Origin of the sequence: Streptomyces sp. NPDC086787, assembly GCF_044745865.1 — a bacterium.
Classification (GTDB): domain Bacteria; phylum Actinomycetota; class Actinomycetes; order Streptomycetales; family Streptomycetaceae; genus Streptomyces.
Window position 1 is genome coordinate 84,139 of record NZ_JBIVBC010000003.1, and the last position, 21,845, is coordinate 105,983.

Genomic DNA, 21,845 nt, shown 5'->3' on the forward strand with positions numbered 1-21,845 from the left:
CCATGACCGTCCGACCCGTGGTCAAGCGCACCGCCCGTGCCGTCCTCCTGGACGGAGATGACCTGATCCTGATCAAGCGCACCAAACCCGGCATCGATCCCTACTGGGTCACTCCCGGTGGCGGGGTCGAGCAGGAGGACACGACCGTCGTCGACGCCCTGCACCGCGAGGTGCACGAGGAACTCGGCGCCAAGATCACCGATGTGGTGCCCTGCTTCGTGGACACCGTGGAGCACATCGGCGAGGACGGCGGCGCGACCGGCGTGAAGGTGCAGCACTTCTTCGTCTGCCGGCTGGAGTCCATGGATCCGGCCCTCCGTCACGGCCCCGAGGTGGAGGAGCCCGCCGGCGAGTACGAGATCGTGCGTGTGCCCTTCACCCGAGTGGGCATCGCATCCGTTCATCTCGTCCCGCTGTCGCTGCGCCACTACCTGGACGGCAACATCGAGGGCGTGCGCGCCATGCACGCCCCCGACCTCGGCTGAGGACCGGCTGGGCCGACGGATCAGCTCCCGGTCAAGACGAGTTCCTCGACCGAGTCGTGCCGGATGCGCTCCGACGGAATACCGACGTCCCGCAGTACGCCGACTCCACTGCGGATCATGCCGGGCGGCCCCGACACATAGGCGTCGTATTCGGTCCAGGGACCGTGACCACGGACGGCATCCGGCAGCTGAAGGCGCTTCTGACGGTCGACAACAGCCCGGACGGAGAGCCACGAGTGCGTGTGCTGAAGCAGGAGCAGGGTGTCGATGTCGTAGAGGTCGTGATCGGTGCGAGCGCCGTAGAACACCTTCACCGGACGTCGCGCGCCGCGCTCGGCGACATCCTCGACCAGCGCCTTGATGGGGGCGATACCGGTGCCGCCACCCAGACACAACAGCCCGCTGTCGGTGGTGTGGTCTACCGTCATCGAACCGGCGGGCGGCCCGAGCCGGATGATGTCACCGGGGCTCGCCCGATGCACGAGCGCGTTCGAGACCCAGCCCGCGGGCACGGCCTTCACATGGAACGTCAGCAGCCCGTCGGCCCGGGGCGCGGAGGCGAAGGAGTAGTGCCGCCAGACGCGCGGCCACCAGGGGGTCTCCACACTCGTGTACTGCCCGGCGAGAAAGGGGTAGTGCTGGTCGGGGCGGACGGTGACCACGGCGACGTCCGGCGTCCTCAGGTCATGGTGGACGACTTCGGCGTACCACCAGGCGGGAGCACGCAGTTCGTCCACGGCCGCCGCGTCGATCATGACCTGCGAGATGGTCGTGTACGTCCGGACCCAGGCCTCCTCCGTCTCCGCGTCCCAGGAGGCCGAGGCGTACTTGCTCAGCGCGCCGATGAGGCACTCGCCGACGGCCGGGTAGTGCTCGGGCCGCGTGCCGTACTTGCGGTGTCCGCGGCCAAGGTTCCGCAGGTAATCGACAAGGACGGGCGTGTTGTCGATGTGCTCGGCGGCGGTGAGCAGCGCCCTGAGAAGCCGGTCCCGCTGGGTGTCCATCGCGGCCGGGAAAAGGGACCGCAGATCGGGGTGACGGACGAAGAGGAGGGCGTAGAAGTACGAGGTGACCTTGTCGGCCACCGGGGCGATCTCGGCCATGGTGCGGCGAACGCGAGCGGCGTCGGAGGAGGCCTCGTCGGTCGTGACGGCCCCGCGCTGCTCCGGCATGAGCGGGCCCAGGGGAGGAGCAGCGGAATCCCTTGGTGCGCCGGCGGTGGTGGCTGCGGACGGCTCGGGGGGCGGTATTCGCTCCCGAGCCGCCGCGGTCCCGCTCATGTCGGCGGGGAAGTCTCCACCGCCGGGTATCCGGCGGTCATCGGTCAACGGCGTGTCCGCCGGCGTCTTTCGCGGCGTGAACCAGCCTCCCCCGCCGGCCGTGCCGTTGTCCGCCGACTCGGTGGTCGGAGCGTCCATGGTGTATGCCTCGCCTCGAACATCTCTCGGTCGGTCTGCGCACTTCCTGGTTGGGGAAGTGCCTGCTTTCCCCCGCGGACGGCTCGCCTTTCCGGTTCCGGCAAAGGGCCCACAAGACCCAAATCAATCCGCAGCATCTCACTCTGAACGGATGCCCTGGTCACATACCCGGAAAAGCGGCTCTTCGATCTCTCCGTCCGTTAGGCTGCATTGCCCTTGCTCGCGGCACGCGCGGGACGTCTGTATCGCATCCCGGACGTGAACCGGGGTCGACCCTACCGGCCATCGCCATGCGCACAAGTCCCGCCTTGCTGTGAGGAATTGGCCGTGTCGGAAAAGCCGAGAACCTCGGATCGTGGCGTTTCACGTGAAACATCGTGCCGCTGTGGCCACGCCTCGTTCGGATGGCCACGACATGGCCAAAAGCATGTGTGCCCCAGCCGAAACGGGTGGACGTCAGGGGCGCTCGTCGGACAGCCTGACCTGCGTGCCAACTCCTATCCTCAGCGCTCTGCCCATCCGTCGACTGACGCATCGCGATCTCACCGCCTGCGCCGACTTGTCAGAGGACCGGGGGTGGCAACGCGAGGAACACAAGTGGGGCTTCCTCCTCACCGCCGGGAAGGGCTACGGCATCGACGCCCCCGACGGCGGCCTCGTTGCCGTATGCGCGGTGACGGAGTACGGCTCCCGGGAGCAGCCGGAGCTCGGGGCCATCGGCATGGTCCTGGTCGCCGAACGGTACGCCCGGCAGGGAGTCGGACGCCGGCTGATGCGGCACATCGTCTCCATGGTGGGCACCACGCCGCTCACACTCCATGCGACACCGTACGGGCGGCCGCTGTACGAGGAGATCGGCTTCAAGGTCGCCGGCCGCGCGGAGATGCTGATGGGGCCCTTCACTCCCGCCGGGCCGGAACCCCGGGTCCCGACCCGAGCGGCGACCGCCGAGGACCTCCCCTCGATCCTCCGGCTCGACGAGGAGGTCTTCGGTATCGATCGCACGCACATCGTCACGCGGTTGCCCGCCTTCGCCGACCAGCTGCGCGTCGCCGAGGAGGACGGCCGGATCATCGGCTACGCGGCCGCCTGGCCCAACATGGACACCCATGTCGTGGGTCCGCTGATCGCCCGCGACACGCAGACCGCACAGGCTCTCGTCACCTCGCTCGCCGCACGCACCGAGCGTCCGCTCCGTATCGACGTCGACGTACGGCATGAGGAGCTCCTCGCCTGGTTCAAGGCGCGGGGGCTGAAGTCCGTGGCCTTCAACGCGGTCATGACCTATGGCATCGGCGAGCTGCCGGGCGACTGGAAGCGGCGGTTCGCGCCGGTGACGGTTGCGGCGGCCTGAGGTGCGCTCGCCGACGCGGTGAGGTCGTAACGGCCCCCGGGCGGAATCAGTGGTGGACGGCCGTCCGCCGGGCCATGGGCACGGCGCCCGCAGCCTCGGTGGCCGGACCACCGGTACGACGTTCCAGCGCGGACGAGAGAACGGCCAGGAGCAGAGCGGACGCGGCGAGGGCGGCGCCGACCCAGTTGGGTGCGGTGTAGCCGAGGCCGACCGCGATCACTATGCCGCCGAGCCAGGCGGCGAGGGCGTTGCCGAGGTTGAACGCTCCGATGTTCACCGCGGAGGCCAGGGTGGGTGCGCCGTGCGCCTGGTCGAGGACGCGCTTCTGCAGCGGCGGTACCGTCGCGAACCCGAGGGCGCCGATGAGGGCGATGGTCACGGCTGCCGCGATCTTGTTGTGCGCGGTGAACGTGAAGAGCGCGAGCACGACGGACAGGGATCCGAGGGAGACGTACAGCATCGGCATCAGGGCGCGGTCGGCGAACCTGCCGCCGACGAGGTTGCCGCCGACCATGCCGAGGCCGAACAGCACCAGCAGCCAGGTCACGGAACCGTCGGCGAAGCCCGCGACGCGGGTCATCATCGGCGCGATGTAGGTGATGGCCGCGAAGACGCCGCCGAAGCCGAGGACGGTCATCGCCATGGCGAGCAGCACCTGGGCGTTCTTGAAGGCGGCCAGCTCGTGGCGGAGATGTACGCCTTCCGGCCTCGGCAGTTCGGGGACGAGCCGGGCTATTCCCGCCAGGCCGAGAACACCGAGCGCGGCGACGATCGCGAATGTCACCCGCCAGCCGACGGCCTGTCCGACGAGCGTGCCGAGCGGCACACCGACGACGTTGGCGACGGTCAGTCCGGTGAACATCATCGCGATGGCTCCGGCCTTCTTGTCCGGGGCAACCAGTTCGGCCGCAACGACCGAGCCGATGCCGAAGAAGGCGCCATGGGCGAGGGATGCGACCACCCGGCCGGCCAGCATGACCGCGAAGGTGGGAGCGAGGGCGGACAGCAGGTTTCCCGCGATGAACAGGCCCATCAGCAGCATCAGCATCCGCTTGCGGGAGATCTTGGTGCCGAGCACGGTCATCAGTGGAGCGCCCGTCACCACGCCGAGCGCGTATCCGGTGACGAGCAGGCCCGCGGTGGGGATGGAGACCCCGAAGTCGCTCGCGACCTCGGGCAGCAAGCCCATGATCACGAATTCCGTGGTTCCGATTCCGAAGGCCCCGATCGCGAGGGCCACAAGCGCGAGAGGCATGGGGGTAGACCTTCCAAATGGTTGCAGGGGCGCTTTGCCTACGACCACAATAGTTGCAGGCGCGGGTTATCTGCAACCGCCGGATATCGCGGTGCTGCCCTATCCTGGTGTCAGCGGCTCCGGACGGAGGAAAACGCCAATGACAGCGACGGACCCCGCGCTCACCGCCCTGGCTCAGGGCTGGTGCGCCCTCTCTCTGCTGCACGGCAGGATCGAGGCGCACATCGAGCGGTCCCTTCAGGCACGGCACGATCTGAGCGTGCGCGAGTACTCACTGCTCGATGTGCTCAGTCGGCAACACGACGGCGACGGGGGCCATCTACAGATGAAGCAGGTCGCCGACGCGGTCGTCCTCAGCCAGAGCGCCACCACCCGACTGGTCACACGGCTGGAGGACCGCGGACTGCTGGAGCGCTATCTGTGCCCCACCGACCGACGCGGCATCTACACCAACGTCACCGAGACGGGGCTCAAACTGCTCGAAGAAGCACGCCCCACAAATGACGCCGCGTTGCGCGAGGCCCTCGACACAGCAGCCGGGAACGCCGAGCTCGCGCCCCTGGTCCGAGCCGTGGAGAGGCTGCACACACCTGCATAGGGTGAAGTCATGGCAGACCTCGAAATACGACCCGTTGTCGCCGCCGACCTCCCCGAAGTCGTCGGCATGCTCGCCGACGATCCCCTGGGCGCCGAACGCGAGTCACCGGATGACATGGCCCCGTACCTGGCCGCGCTGGAGCGGCTCGCCGAAGACCCGAACCAGTGCCTGGTCGTGGCCGTACGCGAGGAGCGCATCGTCGGCACGCTCCAGCTCACCTTCATTCCCGGGCTGTCGCGGCGCGGTGCCACCCGCTCGATCATCGAAGCCGTGCGCATTCACCGGGACGAGCGTGGCAGCGGTCTGGGCACACAGCTCATCGAGTGGGCGCTCGATGAATCCCGCCGCCGCGACTGTCAGTTGGTGCAGCTGACATCCGACACCTCGCGCACCGACGCCCACCGCTTCTATGAGCGGCTCGGCTTCAGCGCCTCGCACGTCGGCTTCAAGTTTCAGCTCTGATCCGCTGCGTTCCACGGCGTGCGGCCTGTTTCACGTGGAACAGGCCGCCTCCGTGCCGCTGTCCGGCCGCCGGACTGTCTAGCCGATTCCGCGCCACCCTCCGGGATCCACCCCGCCGGGCACCGAAGCCCCCTCCTCGTACGGCTGACGAGTGAACACGAACGACCCGAGGTCGAGGTGGCTGACCGTACCGTCGGGGCGGCGTACGGCACGCAGGATCTCTCCGGCGTAGTAGCCCTCCAGGCCCGTCCAGGTGCCGTCCCCGTTGGGCCGGAAGCGGGAGCGGCGGCCGTTGCCGGACAGCGGACCCAGGGAGACGAGCCCGTCGGCCGTCACGCGCAGAGCGAAGGCCTGCGTACCCCAATACCACTGGCCGGCCAGCTCGACCACCGCCGGATCGGCCTCCCTCAGCGGCCTCCACGGCTCCGGGATCCGCGGCTCGGCCTCCGCGACGATCCGTACGAGATCGGCGGCCACCCCGGACAGCAGGGGTCCGGAGGTGCAGTTGGCCAGCACCACGGCCGCGACGTCGTCCACCACACTGAGGGTGAGGTTGGCCAGGAAACCCGGCAGCGAACCCGAGTGCCCCACCAGGAGCCGCTCGTCCCGGTACTGGATCTGCATGCCGAGTCCGTATGTGGCACCGTCGGCCACATCCGCCGCCTCGGCCGGCGCCGCGGGCGTCCGCATGTCCCGCACGGACTCGGCGCTCAGCACCCGGTCGTCGCCCTCGGCCAGGAACGCGGCAAACCGGGCCAGGTCACCGGAGGTCGACCAGAGCTGACCGGCGGGAGCCATCCTGCCGAGATCCTCGGCAGGCTCCCGCAGCATCACATCGGCCCAGGGGTGCACGGCCCAGCCCGACGCGTGCGGCGCCCGGGGCTGAACGCTCGTGTGGTTCAGGCCCAGGGGTTCGAGGACCTCGCGTTGCAGGACGTCCTCCCAGGGAACTCCTCTCAGCTCCGCCACCAGCACGCCCAGCAGCGTGTACCCGGGATTCGAGTAGTGGTGGCGGCGGCCGACGGGGTGCACCAGGGGTTGCTCGCCGAGGACGTCGGAGAGTTCGGGACGCAGTGACCCGGGGGTGCGCTCCCACCACGGCGCGGGCGACTCGGCCGCCAGACCGCCCGTGTGCGCGAGCAGTTCGGCGATGGTGGCTTCCCCCGCTCCGGTGCCCGGCAGATGCTTCTCCAGCGGGTCACCGAGGTCGAGCAGCCCCTCGTCCCGCAGCCGCAGCACGAGGACGGCGGTGAAGGTCTTGGTGATCGAGCCGATCCTGTACCGCACGGCCTCGTCCGGCATCCGGCCGTCCACGGAACCCCGCGCGCCGTGCCAGACCGCCCTGCCGCCCCTCACCACCGCGGCAACCAGCGACGGCGCCCGCCCTTCGGCCTGCGCCACGGCGATCCGGTGCAACAACGCCCGCCGCGTACCGGGAAGCAACTCTTCCTGCGATGTCGTCATACGCCCAGTCCACCCGTTGTGACGACGCGCGTCGAGTCGATTCGCGGTGCGCGTGATCCCGGTTGCACGCTGTAGGGTCTCGCCGCCCGTGGCATAGCTTGGTGCTGTGACCTGCGACTTCACTGGTTGTCTCATGGGCTGGCCAATGAGTTGTGTCTCACCGCCGTGTCATTTCCTCTGCGGCGATCCTCCTGGCCGAAAGGGCTCTGAGGCCTATCGGGGGGTCAGCACACAGAACTCGTGACCGTCGGGATCGGCCATCACCACCCAGTCGACGTCCCCTTGGCCGATGTCGATGCGCGTTGCCCCGAGGGAGACGAGCCGATCGACCTCCGTCTGCTGGTCACTGCCGGCCGGTGGAGCGAGGTCGAAGTGCAGCCGTTCCTTCGCCGTCCGGGACTATTCGACGGCCTTCACTGGCTGATCAATGTCGTGACCTGGGGTTTTCCGGTTGTCTCACGGCTTGGCGGGGGTATTTCGTCTCACCGTCGTGTCATTTCCTCAGCCGCGATAGCCGCGATCTTCTGGGCGGAAGCAGCGACGCGTTTCCCGAATCGGGCCAGTTTCATGGCCGTACCGCGTTCGGCTCGTTCGAAGAGGGGCAGTCCGAGGTCCGCTTCGAGGCGGTTGATCTGGATCACCAGGGTGGACTGGTGGATGCCGAGGTCTCGGGCTGCTTCGGTGAGGGTGGGGTAGGTCCGGGCTGCCAGGAAGCGAGAGAGCCTCGGGCGTGCTTATGGGCTGGTGAGCACTTTGCGGAGGATGGCGGGGAGAGCGTCGGCGGTGCGGAGGGCGGTGCCGCGACAGCTCAAGTCGCGACTCGTAGATCAAGTGGTCGCGCATAGTCACCGACCAGTAGGTGCCCGAGTAGTGCTTCTGGCCCCTGTGCCAACGGAACGTCCGCCATGGGCAAGCCGACTGCAGAAGGTCTACAGGCGCCGTGCCCCAATCTTGGTCCTCTATGAGAGGACCGCGCTGCCGACGGACGCTCACCGTCGCAGTGGCACTGTCCATCGCATACCCCAGCCCACGGGCGACGGCCCGTGTAGCCAAGGGTTTCAGTGCCACATAGGCGAGTTGGCGGACTGGAGTCTCCATCACCCAAAAGGGTGAGCGCCTCGACCAGCAAGTCTCACGAAGACGGCATAAGTGCCACCGATGTGCCATCGAGCCTGAGACTGTGCCGCGAAATCTGAGACCCTGCAGTACGCCGGATCAGGTCTGTGCCATGTCCACAAAGCGTGAGTAGTGGCCCTGGAAGGCCACGGTGATGGTCGCGGTGGGGCCGTTTCGGTGCTTGGCGACGATCAGGTCGGCCTCGCCGGCGCGTGGGGACTCCTTCTCGTAGGCGTCCTCGCGGTGCAGCAGGATGACCATGTCGGCGTCCTGCTCGATGGAGCCGGACTCACGCAGGTCGGAGACCATCGGCTTCTTGTCGGTGCGCTGTTCGGGGCCTCGGTTCAGCTGGGACAGCGCGATGACCGGGACCTCCAGCTCCTTTGCGAGCAGCTTGAGGTTACGGGACATGTCCGAGACCTCCTGCTGGCGGCTCTCGGCCCGCTTGGAACCACCGGACTGCATCAGCTGGAGGTAGTCGATGACCACCAGCTTGATGTCATTGCGCTGCTTCAGACGGCGGCACTTGGCGCGGATCTCCATCATCGACAGATTCGGGGAGTCGTCGATGAAGAGGGGGGCCGCGGAGACGTCCGGCATGCGCCGGGCCAGCCTCGTCCAGTCCTCGTCGGTCATGGTGCCCGACCGCATGTGGTGCAGGGCGACGCGGGCCTCGGCGGACAGCAGACGCATGGCGATCTCGTTGCGGCCCATTTCGAGGGAGAAAATGACGCTCGGCAGGTTGTGCTTGATCGAGGCGGCCCGGGCGAAGTCCAGCGCGAGCGTCGACTTACCCATGGCCGGACGTGCCGCGATGACGATCATCTGACCGGGATGCAGACCGTTGGTCAGCGAGTCGAAGTCCGTGAAACCGGTGGGCACACCCGTCATCTCGCCGCTGCGCGAACCGATCGCCTCGATCTCGTCGAGTGCGCCCTCCATGATGTCGCCGAGCGGCAGGTAGTCCTCACTGGTGCGCTGCTCGGTCACGGCGTAGATCTCGGCCTGTGCCCGGTTGACGATCTCGTCGACGTCGTCGTCGGCCGCGTATCCCATCTGCGTGATACGCGTGCCTGCCTCGACCAGGCGGCGCAGTACGGCCCGCTCGTGGACGATCTCGGCGTAGTACTCCGCGTTGGCCGCGGTCGGCACGGTCTGGACGAGCGTATGCAGATACGCGGCCCCGCCGACCTTGTTGATCTCGCCGCGCTTGGTGAGTTCGGCGGCGATGGTGATGGGGTCGGCCGGCTCCCCCTTGGCATAGATGTCGAGGATCGCCTGATAGATCGTCTCGTGGGCCGGCTTGTAGAAGTCATGGCCCTTGAGGACCTCGACGACGTCCGCGATGGCGTCCTTGGACAGGAGCATGCCGCCGAGAACGGACTGTTCGGCGTCGAGGTCCTGTGGCGGCACCCGCTCGAACGCCGGACCGCCGCCGTCCCAGTCCCCGTTCTCCCGGCCCCGGTCGTGCTGCTCGTCACGGCTCCGGCCGCCGTCCCCCCGACGGCGGGAAGCAGGCAGACGATCACTGGGACCGCTGTCGGCCCACGGGTCGTCCAAGGGCTCGGAAATACTCACCGAGCCACCTCCTCCCGTCCGCCCCGCGGACCTCGTCGTGCCTCTCTTTTCTACGGCACGACACTGACAATCGAGAGCCCCAACTCTGGTTCTGCCACGTCGGTTTTGCGAAGTTTCCGAAGCCGGAGGACGGAGCGGGCGCCGGACCACGGTAGGCCCGTCGGCACCGTCAGCCAATCTGGTTATCCACAGGCCATGTGGACGACGGCCCCGATGCTGTGGAGAACTCGCCGAAACCTGTGCACGACCCGGTGGACAGCCCTGTGAACAAGACCTCGATCTTTCCGAGGAGACCGCCCCGACCTGCGCAGTTGCCGTCCACCGGCTGTGCAGAAGAAAAACTTTCCCAGTCGGATCAAGATCGGTTCGAGCGGTACGCAAGACCGTGCGACACCAGAGCAGAAGTAAGGATCACAAATAGATTGCACCACTTACCTGTGGACGATTAACATAGACCCTCATGTCCCAGGCTCCCGCGATCCCCAGCGCCACTCGCCGACGCCACGACCGTGAGATCGTCGCACTCGCCGTCCCGGCCTTCGGCGCGCTCGTCGCCGAGCCGCTGTTCGTCATGGCCGACAGCGCCATCGTCGGCCACCTCGGCACCGCCCAGCTCGCCGGCCTCGGTGTCGCCTCGGCCCTCCTCATGACTGCCGTGAGCGTCTTCGTCTTCCTCGCCTACGCCACCACGGCGGCCGTCTCCCGCCGTGTCGGCGCGGGTGACCTCCGCGCGGCCATACGCCAGGGCATGGACGGCATCTGGCTGGCACTGCTCCTCGGCACGGCGGTCGTCATCGTCGTCCTGCCCCTCGCACCCGGTCTGGTCTCCCTCTTCGGCACCTCGCCCACGGCAGCACCCTTCGCGACGACATATCTGCGCGTGTCCGCGCTGGGCATCCCGGCGATGCTGGCCGTACTGGCCGCGACCGGTGTACTGCGCGGACTCCAGGACACCAGGACGCCGTTGTATGTCGCCGTCGCGGGCTTCGTCGCCAACGCCGGACTCAACGCCGTGTTCGTTTACGGCGCCGGACTCGGTATCGCCGGTTCCGCCTGGGGCACTGTCATCGCCCAGTGGGGCATGGCCACGGTCTACCTGACCGTCGTCGTCCGGGGCGCCCGTGCGCACGGCGCGTCGCTGCGACCCGACGCCACCGGGATCAGGGCCTCCGCGCGGGCGGGTGTCCCACTGCTCGTTCGTACGCTGTCTCTCCGGGCGATCCTCATGATCGCCACAGCCGTCGCGGCCGGTCTCGGAGACGCCGACATCGCCGCCCACCAGATCGTTCTCTCCCTGTGGAGCCTGTTGGCCTTCGCCCTCGACGCCATCGCGATCGCGGGGCAGGCGATCATCGGACGCTACCTCGGCGCGGGTGACTCGCGGGGTGCGCGGGAGGCCTGCCGCCGCATGGTCCAGTGGGGCGTCGCCACCGGTGTCGTGCTGGGCCTGCTCGTGGTGGCCGCCCGGCCGTTGTTCCTTCCGCTCTTCACCAGCGATTCCCTGGTAAGGGACAACGCGCTGCCCGCGCTGCTGATGGTCGCCCTCTCCCAGCCCGTCTGCGGGATCGTCTTCGTCCTGGACGGTGTCCTGATGGGCGCCGGAGACGGGCCCTACCTGGCCTGGGCCATGGTGGCGACCCTGGCGGTATTCACCCCGGTCGCGCTGCTGGTGCCCACTCTGGGCGGAGGCCTCACCGCGCTCTGGGCGGCCATGACGCTGATGATGACGGTCAGGATGCTGACCCTCTGGCTGCGCGCCCGATCGGGCCGCTGGATCGTGACGGGCGCGACACGCTGACTGTTTCACGTGAAACGCGAGACGAACGCAAGGGGGCCGCACCCCCACCGAATGCAAGAGGGCCGCACCCCATAGGGATGCGGCCCTCTTCACCGGCTCAAGCGAGCGCGGCGATCACGCGGCGATCAGGCCGCGACGACCTCGATGCTGACCTTGGCGGCCACCTCGGGGTGCAGACGCACGGACGTCTCGTGGGCGCCCAGGGTCTTGATCGCCGTACCGAGCTCGATGCGACGCTTGTCGACCTCGGGGCCACCGGAAGCCTTGATCGCGGAAGCGACGTCGGCCTGGGTGACGGAACCGAAGAGACGGCCGGAGTCACCGGAACGGACAGCCAGGCGGACCTTGACGCCCTCCAGCTGAGCCTTCACGGCGTTGGCCTGCTCGATGGTCTGGATCTCGTGGATCTTGCGAGCACGACGAATCTGCTCGACGTCCTTCTCGCCACCCTTGGTCCAGCGGATCGCGAAGTTCCGCGGGATGAGGTAGTTGCGAGCGTAACCGTCCTTGACGTCAACGACGTCGCCGGCGGCACCGAGGCCAGAGACCTCGTGAGTGAGGATGATCTTCATGATTCGGTCACCCTCCCTTAGCGCGCGGTGGACGTGTAGGGCAGCAGCGCCATCTCACGGCTGTTCTTGACGGCCGTGGCGACGTCACGCTGGTGCTGCGTGCAGTTGCCGGTCACGCGGCGGGCACGGATCTTGCCGCGGTCGGAAATGAACTTCCGCAGCATGTTCGTGTCCTTGTAGTCCACGTACGTGACCTTGTCCTTGCAGAAAGCGCAGACCTTCTTCTTAGGCTTGCGCACAGGCGGCTTCGCCATGGTGTTTCTCCTGTGTGATCAAGAAGTTTGGGTACGACCCGCCCCCCGGTCCGGGGACCTAGAAGGGGGGTTCGTCCGAGTAGCCGCCACCGCCGCCAGAGCTTCCGCCGGAGCTTCCGCCGGAACCGCCGCCCCAGCCGCCGCCGCCCTGCTGGTTGCCACCAGCGGGAGCGCCGGTCGCCCAGGGGTCGTCGGCGGGAGCGCCGCCCTGCTGGCCGCCACCGGGGCCGCCGCCCCAGCCGCCGCCACCCTGGCCGCCACCGCCGCCGTAACCGCCCTGGCCGCCGCGCGCGCCACCAGAGGTCTTGGTGACCTTGGCGGTGGCGTTGCGCAGGCTGGCGCCGACTTCCTCGACATCCAGCTCGTAGACCGTGCGCTTGACACCCTCACGGTCCTCATAGGACCGCTGCTTCAGCCGGCCCTGCACGATGACGCGCATGCCTCGCTGGAGCGACTCGGCGACGTTCTCAGCCGCCTGGCGCCAGACCGAGCAGGTCAGGAACAGGCTCTCGCCGTCCTTCCACTCGTTCGTCTGGCGGTCGAAGGTGCGGGGAGTGGACGCGACACGGAACTTCGCGACCGCCGCACCGGAGGGGGTGAAGCGCAGCTCGGGGTCGTCGACAAGATTGCCGACGACCGTGATGACGGTCTCGCCTGCCATGGGGGAACCTCTCGGCGGGTTTGCTGCTCTGGCTGCTTGGTTGCTGCTACTCGAATTCCGAGATCAGCTGAGCGGGAGTGCTCAGTGGGTCTCGGGGCGGAGGACCTTGGTCCGGAGGACCGACTCGTTCAGGTTCATCTGGCGGTCGAGCTCCTTGACGACCGCAGGCTCGGCCTGCAGGTCGATGACCGAGTAGATGCCCTCGGGCTTCTTCTTGATCTCGTACGAGAGACGACGACGGCCCCAGGTGTCGACCTTCTCCACCTTTCCGTTGCCCTCACGGACGACGGAGAGGAAGTTCTCGATCAGGGGGGCGACAGCGCGCTCCTCCAGATCGGGGTCGAGGATGACCATCACCTCGTAGTGACGCATGTGGAACCCACCTCCTTTGGACTCAGCGGCCACGGTCGTTCCGTGGCAGGAGGGTTGTGATGCGTACGCAACGGTATCGGCCACCACTGACAATCGGGGCTCCCGTGGGAGCCCCTGCCAGGGTCTGGGCAGACACCGTGCAGACGGTACAGACTACCCGCACAGTGGCTTCCGGTTGAAATCCGCCCCCGAGGACCGTCAATCTGTACACATCGGGTGTCCAAGGCGCTACGATGCGCCGCCTTTCCGCTGGAGGTGCCTCATGGCACAGCAGGCAATGCGACCCAACACCGCCGGATCCTTCCTCGCCACGGACGGCAAGTCCCATCCCGTCCAGGACACGCTGACCGTAGTGACCCTGGTCCTGGGCATCGTCTCCTTCACCACCGCGATGTTCGACAACCTCCACCTGGTCAGCTCGTGGACGGGCCTGGTGGGGATCCTCACCGGCGCGTACGGGCAGTGGATCTCGGAGACCACACGCGAGCGCCTCGGCCTGATCGTGGGTCTCGGTGCCTCGGGGGTCGGTTTCTACCTGGGAATGGCCCACGGCGGCCTGTTCGGCGGAATCGGATGAGTGGCCGGACGCCACCTCCCGAACGTCCATAGAACGCCTTCGAACGCTCTGGCGGCCCACAGGCCGGGGCGTTCGAATCCGTGCGCCCAGTCGGGGCGCTCGCAAGGCGCAGTAGGCTTCGGCGCGAGAGCCGGAGCCCCTGACCCGTGGGGACACACCAGCCCGAGGAGCGCCCCGACATGAGCCTGACCCTGAGGACCATCAGCCGCGAGCAGCATCTGGCGTACATCCAGAGCCTGCCCTCGGCTAGCCACATGCAGGTTCCGGCATGGGCCGACGTCAAGGCCGAGTGGCGCTCGGAGAGCCTCGGCTGGTTCGACGACCGCACCGGCGAGATGGTCGGCGCCGGCCTGGTCCTCTACCGCCAGCTGCCCAAGATCAAGCGCTACCTGGCCTACCTGCCCGAGGGCCCGGTCATCAACTGGTTCGCACCGAACCTGGACGACTGGCTCCAGCCGATGCTGGCCCACCTCAAGCAGCAGGGCGCCTTCTCGGTGAAGATGGGCCCGCCGGTGATCATCCGGCGCTGGGAGGCCAACTCCATCAAGCAGGGCATCCAGAGCCCGGACGTGAAGCGCCTGCGCGACATCGAGGCCGACTTCATCGAGCCGCGCGCCTTCGAGGTGGCCGACAAGCTGCGCCGCATGGGCTGGCAGCAGGGTGAGGACGGCGGGGCCGGCTTCGGTGACGTGCAGCCCCGCTACGTCTTCCAGGTGCCGCTGGCGGGCCGCTCCCTGGAAGAGGTGCACAAGAACTTCAACCAGTTGTGGCGCCGCAACATCAAGAAGGCCGAGAAGGCCGGCGTGGAGGTCGTCCAGGGCGGCTACCAGGACCTCGCCGAGTGGCAGCGGCTGTACGAGATCACGGCCGTGCGCGACCACTTCCGGCCGCGTCCGCTGTCGTACTTCCAGCGCATGTGGACGGCCCTCAACAGCGAGGACCCCAACCGCATGCGGCTGTACTTCGCCCGGCACAACGGGGTGAACCTCTCGGCGGCGACGATGCTGATCGTCGGCGGGCACGTGTGGTACTCCTACGGCGCCTCGGACAACATCGGCCGTGAGGTCCGCCCCTCGAACGCGATGCAGTGGCGGATGCTGCGTGACGCGTACGCGCTCGGCGCCACGGCCTACGACCTGCGCGGCATCTCGGACTCGCTGGACGAGACCGATCACCTCTTCGGCCTGATCCAGTTCAAGGTGGGCACCGGCGGACAGGCCGCCGAGTACCTCGGCGAATGGGACTTCCCGCTGAACAAGCTGCTCCACAAGGCTCTCGACATCTACATGTCGCGCCGCTGACATCTCGTTCAGTGCTTCGATACCTCTGACACACCGCCGCTGACACACCGCAGCCACGAGAAAGGTTCCAGGTACGGCCATGGCGCTCACGCTCTACGTCGACACCGCGCGCTGGCGTGCGCACCACAAGCACGTGCAGGATCAGTTCCCGGGGCTGGTCCCGGTGTGCAAGGGCAACGGGTACGGCTTCGGGCACGAGCGCCTGGCCGAGGAGGCCACCCGGCTGGGCTCGGACATCCTCGCCGTGGGCACGACGTACGAGGCGGCGCGCATCAAGGACTGGTTCGGCGGCGACCTGCTGGTGCTGACGCCGTACCGGCGCGGCGAGGAACCGGTGCCGCTCCCCGACCGGGTCATCCGGTCGGTGTCGTCCGTCGACGGTGTGTACGGCCTCGTCGGTGCCCGTGTGGTCATCGAGGTGATGTCCACGATGAAGCGGCACGGCATCAGCGAGCAGGAGCTGCCGCAGCTGCACACGGCCATAGAGAACATCCGGCTGGAGGGCTTCGCCATCCACCTGCCGCTGGACCGCACCGACGGCTCCGACGCCGTCGAGGAGGTCATCGGCTGGATGGACCGGCTGCGTGCTGCCCGGCTGCCACTGCACACGATGTTCGTCAGCCACCTCAAGGCCGACGAACTCGCCCGGTTGCAGCAGCAGTTCCCGCAGACCCGGTTCCGCGCCCGCATCGGCACGCGGCTGTGGCTGGGGGACCACGAGGCGACCGAGTACCGCGGCGCGGTCCTGGACGTCACCCGGGTCGCCAAGGGCGACCGCTTCGGCTACCGGCAGCAGAAGGCCGCCTCGGACGGTTACCTGGTGGTCGTGGCGGGCGGTACGTCGCACGGGGTGGGCCTTGAGGCTCCGAAGGCGCTGCACGGCGTCATGCCGCGTGCCAAGGGTGTGGCACGGGCCGGTCTGGCCACGGTCAACCGGAACCTTTCTCCCTTCGTCTGGGGCGGCAAACAGCGCTGGTTCGCGGAGCCCCCGCACATGCAGGTGTCGATCCTGTTCGTGCCGGCGGACGCGCCCGAGCCGCAGGTGGGCGAGGAGCTGATCGCTCATCTGCGGCACACCACCACGCAGTTCGACCGGATGATGGACCGCTGAGAGACCGGACACCACCGGACACCAGCAGAAGGGCCGTACGCGGGACTCCGCGTACGGCCCTTACCCTTCCGACGCCATTCGGCCCTGTCCGCCGGATGTTCGCTCAGAGCGAACGGCCGCTGGGGGGCGTGGCGCTCCGGCTGCCCCACTCCACCTGGGCACCCGCGTAGTGGTCGGTGAGCCGACGGCGACGGGCCGCCGGGCCGAGCACGAAGACGTCGTCCGCGCCGTCGAGCACGCCTCCCGACGGGTCGTCCTCGCCGGACCGGCGTACCGGGTCCCGCTCGGGCATGAGGATGTCCCGTACGACGACCCCGCACAGATACAGCGTGCCCAGCAGATGGACCACGATCGCCCACTGGTAGCCCAGCGTCGGCAGACCCTTGTGGGCGTCTCCGCTGGTCGTGTAGGCGAGATACATCCAGATCCCCAGGAAGTACACCACCTCGCACGCCTGCCAGATCAGGAAGTCCCGCCACTTCGGCCGGGCCAGCACGGCCAGCGGCACCAGCCACAGCACGTACTGCGGCGAATAGACCTTGTTGGTGACGATGAAGGCCGCCACGATCAGGAAGACGAGCTGGGCGAAGCGCGGACGGCGGGGGGCGGTGAAGGCGAGGGCCGCGATCCCGGCGCAGCACGGCACCAACAGCAGTTCGGCGAGCAGGTTGATCGTGTCGGTGCTGGGCGCGCTGCTCGAGTTCTGGGCCCAGATCAGCCAGAGGGACCCGAAGTCGACGGGCCGCTCCTGGCTGAACCTGTAGAACTTCGACCAGCCGTCGAAGGCGAACACCATCACCGGCAGGTTCACGGCGAGCCAGGCAACCGCCGCACCGCCCAGGGCCCTGCCGAACTCCCGCCACTTGCCCGCGCGCCAGCACAGCACCAGCAGGGGGCCGAGCAGCAGGACGGGATAGAACTTGGCGGCCGTGGCAAGCCCCAGGAGGACGCCGAAAGCGAGGGAGCGGCCCCGCGACCACATCAGCATCGCCGCGGCCGTCAGAGCGACCGCCAGCAGATCCCAGTTGATGGTGGCCGTCAGCGCAAAGGCCGGTGCCAGAGCGACCAGCAGGCCGTCCCAGGGGCGGCGGACGTGCGTGCGGCTGACGCAGACGACGATGACGGCGGCGCACGCCATCAGCAGTCCGGCGTTGACGAACCAGTACCACTGCTCCTGGTGCTCGATGCTGCCGCTGCCCGGGGTGAACCAGGCGGCCAGCTCCATGAACACACCGGTCAGCACCGGGTACTCGAGATAGTCCATGTCGCCGGGGAGCTTGTCGAAGTACGGCACCAGTCCATCGGCGAAGCCGCGGCCCTGGTAGAGGTGCGGGATGTCCGAGTAGCAGGCGTGCGTGTACTGGGAGCTCGCGCCGAAGAACCAGCCGCTGTCGTAGCAGGGCGCCTTCTGGACCAGGCCGAGGGCGAACATGCCGATCGCCACGAGCACGACCACGCGTACGGGCGTCCACCAGGACGTCCCGAGCAGGGCGTGTCTGCCGATGGGGCCGCCGATCAGCTCACTGCCGGCCGCGGCGACCTCGTCCTCGTGGGTCGGCCGCACCGGCTCCGGCTCGTGCACGCCCGTGGGCGTCGTTTCTGCGCTGGGCATGGGGCACATCCTGCCGTACCTCTCTGGGAATACACCGAGGGCCGCCGCACCCGGCAGGGTGCGGCGGCCCGTGTTTCACGTGAAACAGCTCCGGTGGGAGGAAATGACCACCAACCGGGCAGCCCGCGGACTAGCCGGTCTGGCCGCCGAAGAAGTTGCCTCCGTTGACGTTGCCCCTGGTGGGGTCCTGCCCGGTGGTGTCCGTCGGTGAGGGTTCGAGGGTTGTGCCTCCGTCGACCCCACCATTGCCGCCGTTACCACCGTTGCCGCCGCCGTTGCCGCCGCAGAAGAACCGTCGGCAGGTCTCGGTCGGTGTGGGCGAGGGCGTGACGGGCGTCTGACTCGGTGTTTCGCTGGGCGTCTCGCTCGGCGTCTCGCTCGGTGTGATGGTGACGGACGGAGTGGGGGAGGGAGCACCCGCCTCGTCCGCGACCTCACCGATCTTCTCGGCATCCGGGAAGCCGAGGTCGGACTTCCCCTTGAGCGCGACCTTCATGTATTCGGTCCACACCGACGCCGGGATGTCACCACCGTGGATGGACGCCACACCGGCCGTACCGTTCATGGAGAGCAGCTTGTGGTCCTTGGGGTTCTCCCGGAACATCGCCACGGACGTTGCCAGCTGCCGGGTGTAACCGACGAACCAGGCCGACTTGTTGCTGTCGGTGGTACCGGTCTTGCCCGCCGCAGTACGGCCCAGGGCCTTGGCGTTCTTGCCGGTGCCGTTCTGGATCACGTTCTCCAGCGTGTCGGTGACGTTGTCGGCGATCGCCTCCTCGAACGCCCTGGACACCTTCGGCTTGGCGAAGCCGTCGAGTTCACGGCCGTCCTTCTTGACCTTGGTCACCGAGTACGGGTCCACGTGCTTGCCGGAGGCGGCGAAGGTCGCGTAGGCGTCGGCCATCCGGATCGCGCTGGGCGTCGAGGTACCGATGGCGAACGAGGGATTGAGGTCCTTCGCCATGCTCTGGTCCAGAATGCCGGCCGCCTTGGCGGTGTCCCGTACGTGTGTCATCCCCACGTCCACACCGAGCTGCACGAACGGCGTGTTGACGGACTGCTCCATCGCCTTGCGGAGGGTGATGTAGCCCCAGGGGTGAGGACTCTCGTTCTTCTGGAAGAAGGTCGAATTGTCCTTGTTCAGGAAGAACGACCCGTCCGGCTTTCTCACCTTGAGATGGTCGTCGCCGTTGTACTTGCTCAACGGCGAGACACCGACGCCGTCCGTCTTGTACGTGCCGTACTCCATGGCCGCCGCGAGCACGAACGGCTTCCACGTCGAACCGACGGGGACACCCGAGGTGTCGGCGTTGTTGGTGAAGTGGCCGTTCTCGTAGCCCGCGCCACCGTACAGAGCCACGATCGCGCCGTCATTGGGCACCACCGAAGCCGCACCGAACTGGACGAACTTGTCCAGGTCGCGCTTCTTCGGGTCGATCTTCTCCTTCTCGATCTTCTTGACGGACGCGGTCAGCGCCTCGACATTGCTCTTCTGGAAGGTCGTGTAGATCTGGTAGCCGCCCTGGTCGAACTGGGCCTCCGTGACGTCGGAGTGGGCCAGGACGTACTTCTTGGCCGTGTCGGCCAGATAGCTGATCTGGCCGGTCATGCCCTTGGTCGCCTTGCGGCCCTGAGGCATGGGGTACTGCTTGATCGCTTCCTGGTACTCGGCGTCGGTGATGCGCCTGTCCTTGTGCATCTCGCCGAGAATCCAGCCCCAGCGCGCCTTGGAGCGCCTCTCGTTGGACTTGGCGTCCGCCGAGGCGTCGAGGTCGGCATTGCCCGCCGGGTCGTAGTACGTCGGACCCTTGAGCAGCGCGGCGAGGAAGGCGCACTGGCTCGGCTTGAGCTTGACCGCGTCCACGCCGTAGTAGGTCTGGGCGGCGGCCTGGATGCCGTAGGCGCCACGGCCGAAGTACGAGGTGTTCAGATAGCCCTGGAGTATCTGCTGCTTGGTGAGCTTGGTGCCCACCTTGATGGAGATGAACATCTCCTTGAACTTGCGGGTGAGCGTCTGGTCCTGACTGAGGTAGGTGTTCTTGACGTACTGCTGGGTGATCGTCGAACCACCTTGCGTCTGACCACCGCGCGCCATGTTGGCCAGGGCACGGGCGATGCCCATGGGGTCGACGCCCTTGTCGTCGTAGAAGCTCTTGTTCTCCGCCGAGATCACGGCCCACTGCATGGCCTCGGGGATCTGGTCGATGGTGACGTTCTGCCGGTTCACACCCGTGCCGGTGGCCACCATCTGCTTGCCGTCGGCCCAGTAGTAGACGTTGTTCTGGGACTGCGCCGCGACGTTCTCACTGGGGATGGAGACCAACGCGTAGCCGACACCGATCATGGCCACGAGGCCGCCCATGAAGCCGATGAACAGCCCGGTCACCAGCTTCCAGGACGGCATCCAGCGACGCCAGCCGTCCTTGCCGAAGCGGGGGTAGTCGATGAACCGCCTCCTGGACGGCTGGACCGCCCGGCCCCTGCCGCGTCCTGGTCCGGCAGGGCCGCCCGGACCGCCGCGCCGGCCTCCCGGGCTCTCGTCGGCCACTCTGCGACGGCCTCCTGCGCCTCTCTGCGCCGCGCGGCGGGCCTCGGCCCGGCTGCCGTAGGAACGCGATTCGTCTCCCGGTCCCCGGGAGCCCGTTCCATGGGAACTGGACCCGCCGGGTCCATAGGAGTCGGCAGAAGACCCGGTGGCGCCTCGCGGTGCCGCACGGCGGCCGGAGGACGGGCCGGATTGGCCGCGTCGGGCCGCGGCACGTCCGCCTTCCTGCGACTGCGGCGGTTTGCGACGGTGCTCGCTCATCGAACGATTACTCCTCGGGCAGGCGCACCCTCGCGCGCCTGGAAAAGGCGGCTGGTTTCCGGTCCCCCCGAAGTACGGATGCGGTCGCTCACGCATTCACCCGTACTGCACCGAGGACATGGACGCTCCCCAGTCGTCACTTGGTTCTCGGTGCACTGCATGCCGCACAGACTACGCACCGCCAAAACCTGCCGAGCCCCGAAGTTCATCCCAAATCAGGCAACTTGCCTCCTGCGAATCGGTGATGTGATCCCGTTCACCGTCCCCGCTCTTGTCCCACGCGGAAGGCCGTTCTATCGTCTTGATGTATCGAGTCGATACATCAGCGCGAGATAAGGGTGAGAGGAGGCGACGTGAGCCGGCGTTCCGGCATCCTTGAGTTCGCCGTACTCGGCCTGCTCCGTGAGTCTCCGATGCACGGCTACGAGCTGCGCAAACGCCTCAACACGTCGTTGGGTGTGTTCCGGGCGTTCAGCTACGGAACGCTCTACCCCTGTCTCAAGACGCTGGTCGCCGACGGCTGGTTGATCGAGGAACCGGGCAGCACCCACGAGGACGCCCTGGCCGCTCCCCTCACGGGACGACGCGCCAAGATCGTCTACCGGTTGACGGCGGAAGGTAAGGAGCACTTCGAGGAGCTGCTCTCGCAGACCGGCCCCGACGCATACGAGGACGAGCACTTCGCCGCCCGTTTCGCCTTCTTCGGGCAGACGTCGCGCGACGTGCGCATGCGTGTGCTGGAGGGCCGCCGCAGCCGGCTGGAGGAGCGCCTGGAGAAAATGCGCGCCTCGCTGGCACGTACGCGGGAGCGACTCGACGACTACACGCTTGAGCTCCAGCGCCACGGAATGGAGTCCGTGGAGCGCGAAGTGCGCTGGCTGAACGAGCTCATCGAGAGCGAGCGGGCCGGGAGGGACCTCAGGGGTTCCATGCCCGGAGGTCCCGCTCAGCAGGACACCACATCTGGAGCGACGGGCGGCCTGCCCCGTCCCGGGGAGACCCCCCGGACGGATACGCCCGGCGACACCGCCACGTGAAGCCCATCTCAGGG

General features: G+C 67.8%; 20 protein-coding genes and 1 pseudogene. 9 read left to right on the top strand and 12 right to left on the bottom strand.

The window, feature by feature from the left end; all coding sequences use genetic code 11:
* Positions 1–2 precede the first annotated feature (2 nt).
* Positions 3–485 carry an NUDIX domain-containing protein gene (locus ACIPK3_RS09995; RefSeq protein ID WP_402568009.1) on the top strand — a complete coding sequence of 161 codons (483 nt, stop codon included), beginning with the start codon at positions 3–5 and terminating at the stop codon, positions 483–485.
* 20 nt (positions 486–505) lie between these two features.
* Here ACIPK3_RS09995 and ACIPK3_RS10000 read toward each other — a convergent pair whose 3' ends face one another.
* A complete protein-coding gene (locus tag ACIPK3_RS10000; RefSeq protein WP_402568010.1) occupies positions 506–1,903 on the bottom strand; it encodes a globin domain-containing protein in 1,398 nt (465 codons plus the stop codon).
* 487 nt (positions 1,904–2,390) lie between these two features.
* Here ACIPK3_RS10000 and ACIPK3_RS10005 point away from each other — a divergent pair, with 487 nt between their 5' ends.
* Positions 2,391–3,257 carry a GNAT family N-acetyltransferase gene (locus ACIPK3_RS10005; protein WP_402568012.1) on the top strand — a complete coding sequence of 289 codons (867 nt, stop codon included), beginning with the start codon at positions 2,391–2,393 and terminating at the stop codon, positions 3,255–3,257.
* A 46-nt stretch (positions 3,258–3,303) separates the two neighbouring features.
* Here ACIPK3_RS10005 and ACIPK3_RS10010 read toward each other — a convergent pair whose 3' ends face one another.
* Positions 3,304–4,512, bottom strand: a complete 1,209-nt coding sequence (locus tag ACIPK3_RS10010) for an MFS transporter (protein WP_402568014.1) — start codon at positions 4,510–4,512, stop codon at positions 3,304–3,306.
* Positions 4,513–4,651: 139 nt separating this feature from the next.
* Between ACIPK3_RS10010 and ACIPK3_RS10015 the strand changes: the two genes are divergently transcribed.
* Both ACIPK3_RS10015 and ACIPK3_RS10020 read left to right on the top strand, forming a co-directional pair.
* Entirely contained in the window at positions 4,652–5,110 is a 459-nt protein-coding gene (locus tag ACIPK3_RS10015; RefSeq protein WP_402568016.1) for a MarR family winged helix-turn-helix transcriptional regulator, read from the top strand.
* A gap of 9 nt (positions 5,111–5,119) precedes the next feature.
* Positions 5,120–5,572, top strand: coding sequence for a GNAT family N-acetyltransferase (locus ACIPK3_RS10020; protein WP_402568018.1), 453 nt, complete (start codon positions 5,120–5,122; stop codon positions 5,570–5,572).
* Positions 5,573–5,650: 78 nt separating this feature from the next.
* Here ACIPK3_RS10020 and ACIPK3_RS10025 read toward each other — a convergent pair whose 3' ends face one another.
* The 4 genes and pseudogenes from ACIPK3_RS10025 to dnaB all read right to left on the bottom strand — a co-directional run bounded on the left by ACIPK3_RS10025 (position 5,651) and on the right by dnaB (position 9,730).
* On the bottom strand, positions 5,651–7,036 hold the full coding sequence (locus tag ACIPK3_RS10025; protein WP_402568020.1) for a serine hydrolase domain-containing protein: 1,386 nt from the start codon (positions 7,034–7,036) through the stop codon (positions 5,651–5,653).
* Positions 7,037–7,249: 213 nt separating this feature from the next.
* Positions 7,250–7,432 (bottom strand): annotated as a pseudogene (locus ACIPK3_RS10030) (VOC family protein); the annotation flags it as partial.
* An 86-nt stretch (positions 7,433–7,518) separates the two neighbouring features.
* On the bottom strand, positions 7,519–7,746 hold the full coding sequence (locus ACIPK3_RS10035) for a LysR family transcriptional regulator (RefSeq protein WP_402568644.1): 228 nt from the start codon (positions 7,744–7,746) through the stop codon (positions 7,519–7,521).
* Positions 7,747–8,251: 505 nt separating this feature from the next.
* The gene (gene dnaB / locus ACIPK3_RS10040; protein WP_402568022.1) at positions 8,252–9,730 is read right to left on the bottom strand and encodes a replicative DNA helicase; all 1,479 of its coding nucleotides are present in this window, start codon (positions 9,728–9,730) and stop codon (positions 8,252–8,254) included.
* Between the two features lie 460 nt (positions 9,731–10,190).
* Here dnaB and ACIPK3_RS10045 point away from each other — a divergent pair, with 460 nt between their 5' ends.
* A complete protein-coding gene (locus ACIPK3_RS10045) occupies positions 10,191–11,528 on the top strand; it encodes an MATE family efflux transporter (RefSeq protein WP_402568024.1) in 1,338 nt (445 codons plus the stop codon).
* A 125-nt stretch (positions 11,529–11,653) separates the two neighbouring features.
* Here ACIPK3_RS10045 and rplI read toward each other — a convergent pair whose 3' ends face one another.
* The 4 genes from rplI to rpsF all read right to left on the bottom strand — a co-directional run bounded on the left by rplI (position 11,654) and on the right by rpsF (position 13,387).
* Positions 11,654–12,100, bottom strand: coding sequence for a 50S ribosomal protein L9 (rplI, locus tag ACIPK3_RS10050; protein WP_402568025.1), 447 nt, complete (start codon positions 12,098–12,100; stop codon positions 11,654–11,656).
* Between the two features lie 17 nt (positions 12,101–12,117).
* Positions 12,118–12,354, bottom strand: coding sequence for a 30S ribosomal protein S18 (gene rpsR / locus ACIPK3_RS10055; protein ID WP_003949403.1), 237 nt, complete (start codon positions 12,352–12,354; stop codon positions 12,118–12,120).
* Positions 12,355–12,412: 58 nt separating this feature from the next.
* Positions 12,413–13,015, bottom strand: a complete 603-nt coding sequence (locus ACIPK3_RS10060) for a single-stranded DNA-binding protein (RefSeq protein WP_402568026.1) — start codon at positions 13,013–13,015, stop codon at positions 12,413–12,415.
* 81 nt (positions 13,016–13,096) lie between these two features.
* Complete coding sequence (gene rpsF, locus ACIPK3_RS10065; RefSeq protein ID WP_005482942.1) at positions 13,097–13,387, bottom strand: 30S ribosomal protein S6; 291 nt, start codon at positions 13,385–13,387, stop codon at positions 13,097–13,099.
* Between the two features lie 277 nt (positions 13,388–13,664).
* Between rpsF and ACIPK3_RS10070 the strand changes: the two genes are divergently transcribed.
* The 3 genes from ACIPK3_RS10070 (at position 13,665) to ACIPK3_RS10080 (ending at position 16,376) form a co-directional block, all read left to right on the top strand.
* Positions 13,665–13,964 carry a hypothetical protein gene (locus ACIPK3_RS10070; RefSeq protein WP_402568646.1) on the top strand — a complete coding sequence of 100 codons (300 nt, stop codon included), beginning with the start codon at positions 13,665–13,667 and terminating at the stop codon, positions 13,962–13,964.
* Between the two features lie 179 nt (positions 13,965–14,143).
* On the top strand, positions 14,144–15,265 hold the full coding sequence (gene femX / locus ACIPK3_RS10075) for a peptidoglycan bridge formation glycyltransferase FemX (RefSeq protein ID WP_402568027.1): 1,122 nt from the start codon (positions 14,144–14,146) through the stop codon (positions 15,263–15,265).
* Positions 15,266–15,344: 79 nt separating this feature from the next.
* Complete coding sequence (locus ACIPK3_RS10080) at positions 15,345–16,376, top strand: alanine racemase (protein WP_402568028.1); 1,032 nt, start codon at positions 15,345–15,347, stop codon at positions 16,374–16,376.
* A gap of 103 nt (positions 16,377–16,479) precedes the next feature.
* Here the strand turns inward: ACIPK3_RS10080 and ACIPK3_RS10085 are convergent, their stop codons facing one another.
* Positions 16,480–17,988: a glycosyltransferase family 87 protein gene (locus ACIPK3_RS10085; RefSeq protein ID WP_402568029.1), complete on the bottom strand. Its 1,509-nt coding sequence runs from the start codon at positions 17,986–17,988 to the stop codon at positions 16,480–16,482.
* Positions 17,989–18,118: 130 nt separating this feature from the next.
* On the bottom strand, positions 18,119–20,392 hold the full coding sequence (locus tag ACIPK3_RS10090) for a transglycosylase domain-containing protein (RefSeq protein ID WP_402568648.1): 2,274 nt from the start codon (positions 20,390–20,392) through the stop codon (positions 18,119–18,121).
* A gap of 755 nt (positions 20,393–21,147) precedes the next feature.
* On the opposite strand from ACIPK3_RS10090, the gene ACIPK3_RS10095 reads away from it, so the two are divergent.
* Positions 21,148–21,831: a PadR family transcriptional regulator gene (locus ACIPK3_RS10095; protein ID WP_402568030.1), complete on the top strand. Its 684-nt coding sequence runs from the start codon at positions 21,148–21,150 to the stop codon at positions 21,829–21,831.
* Positions 21,832–21,845: the final 14 nt, after the last annotated feature.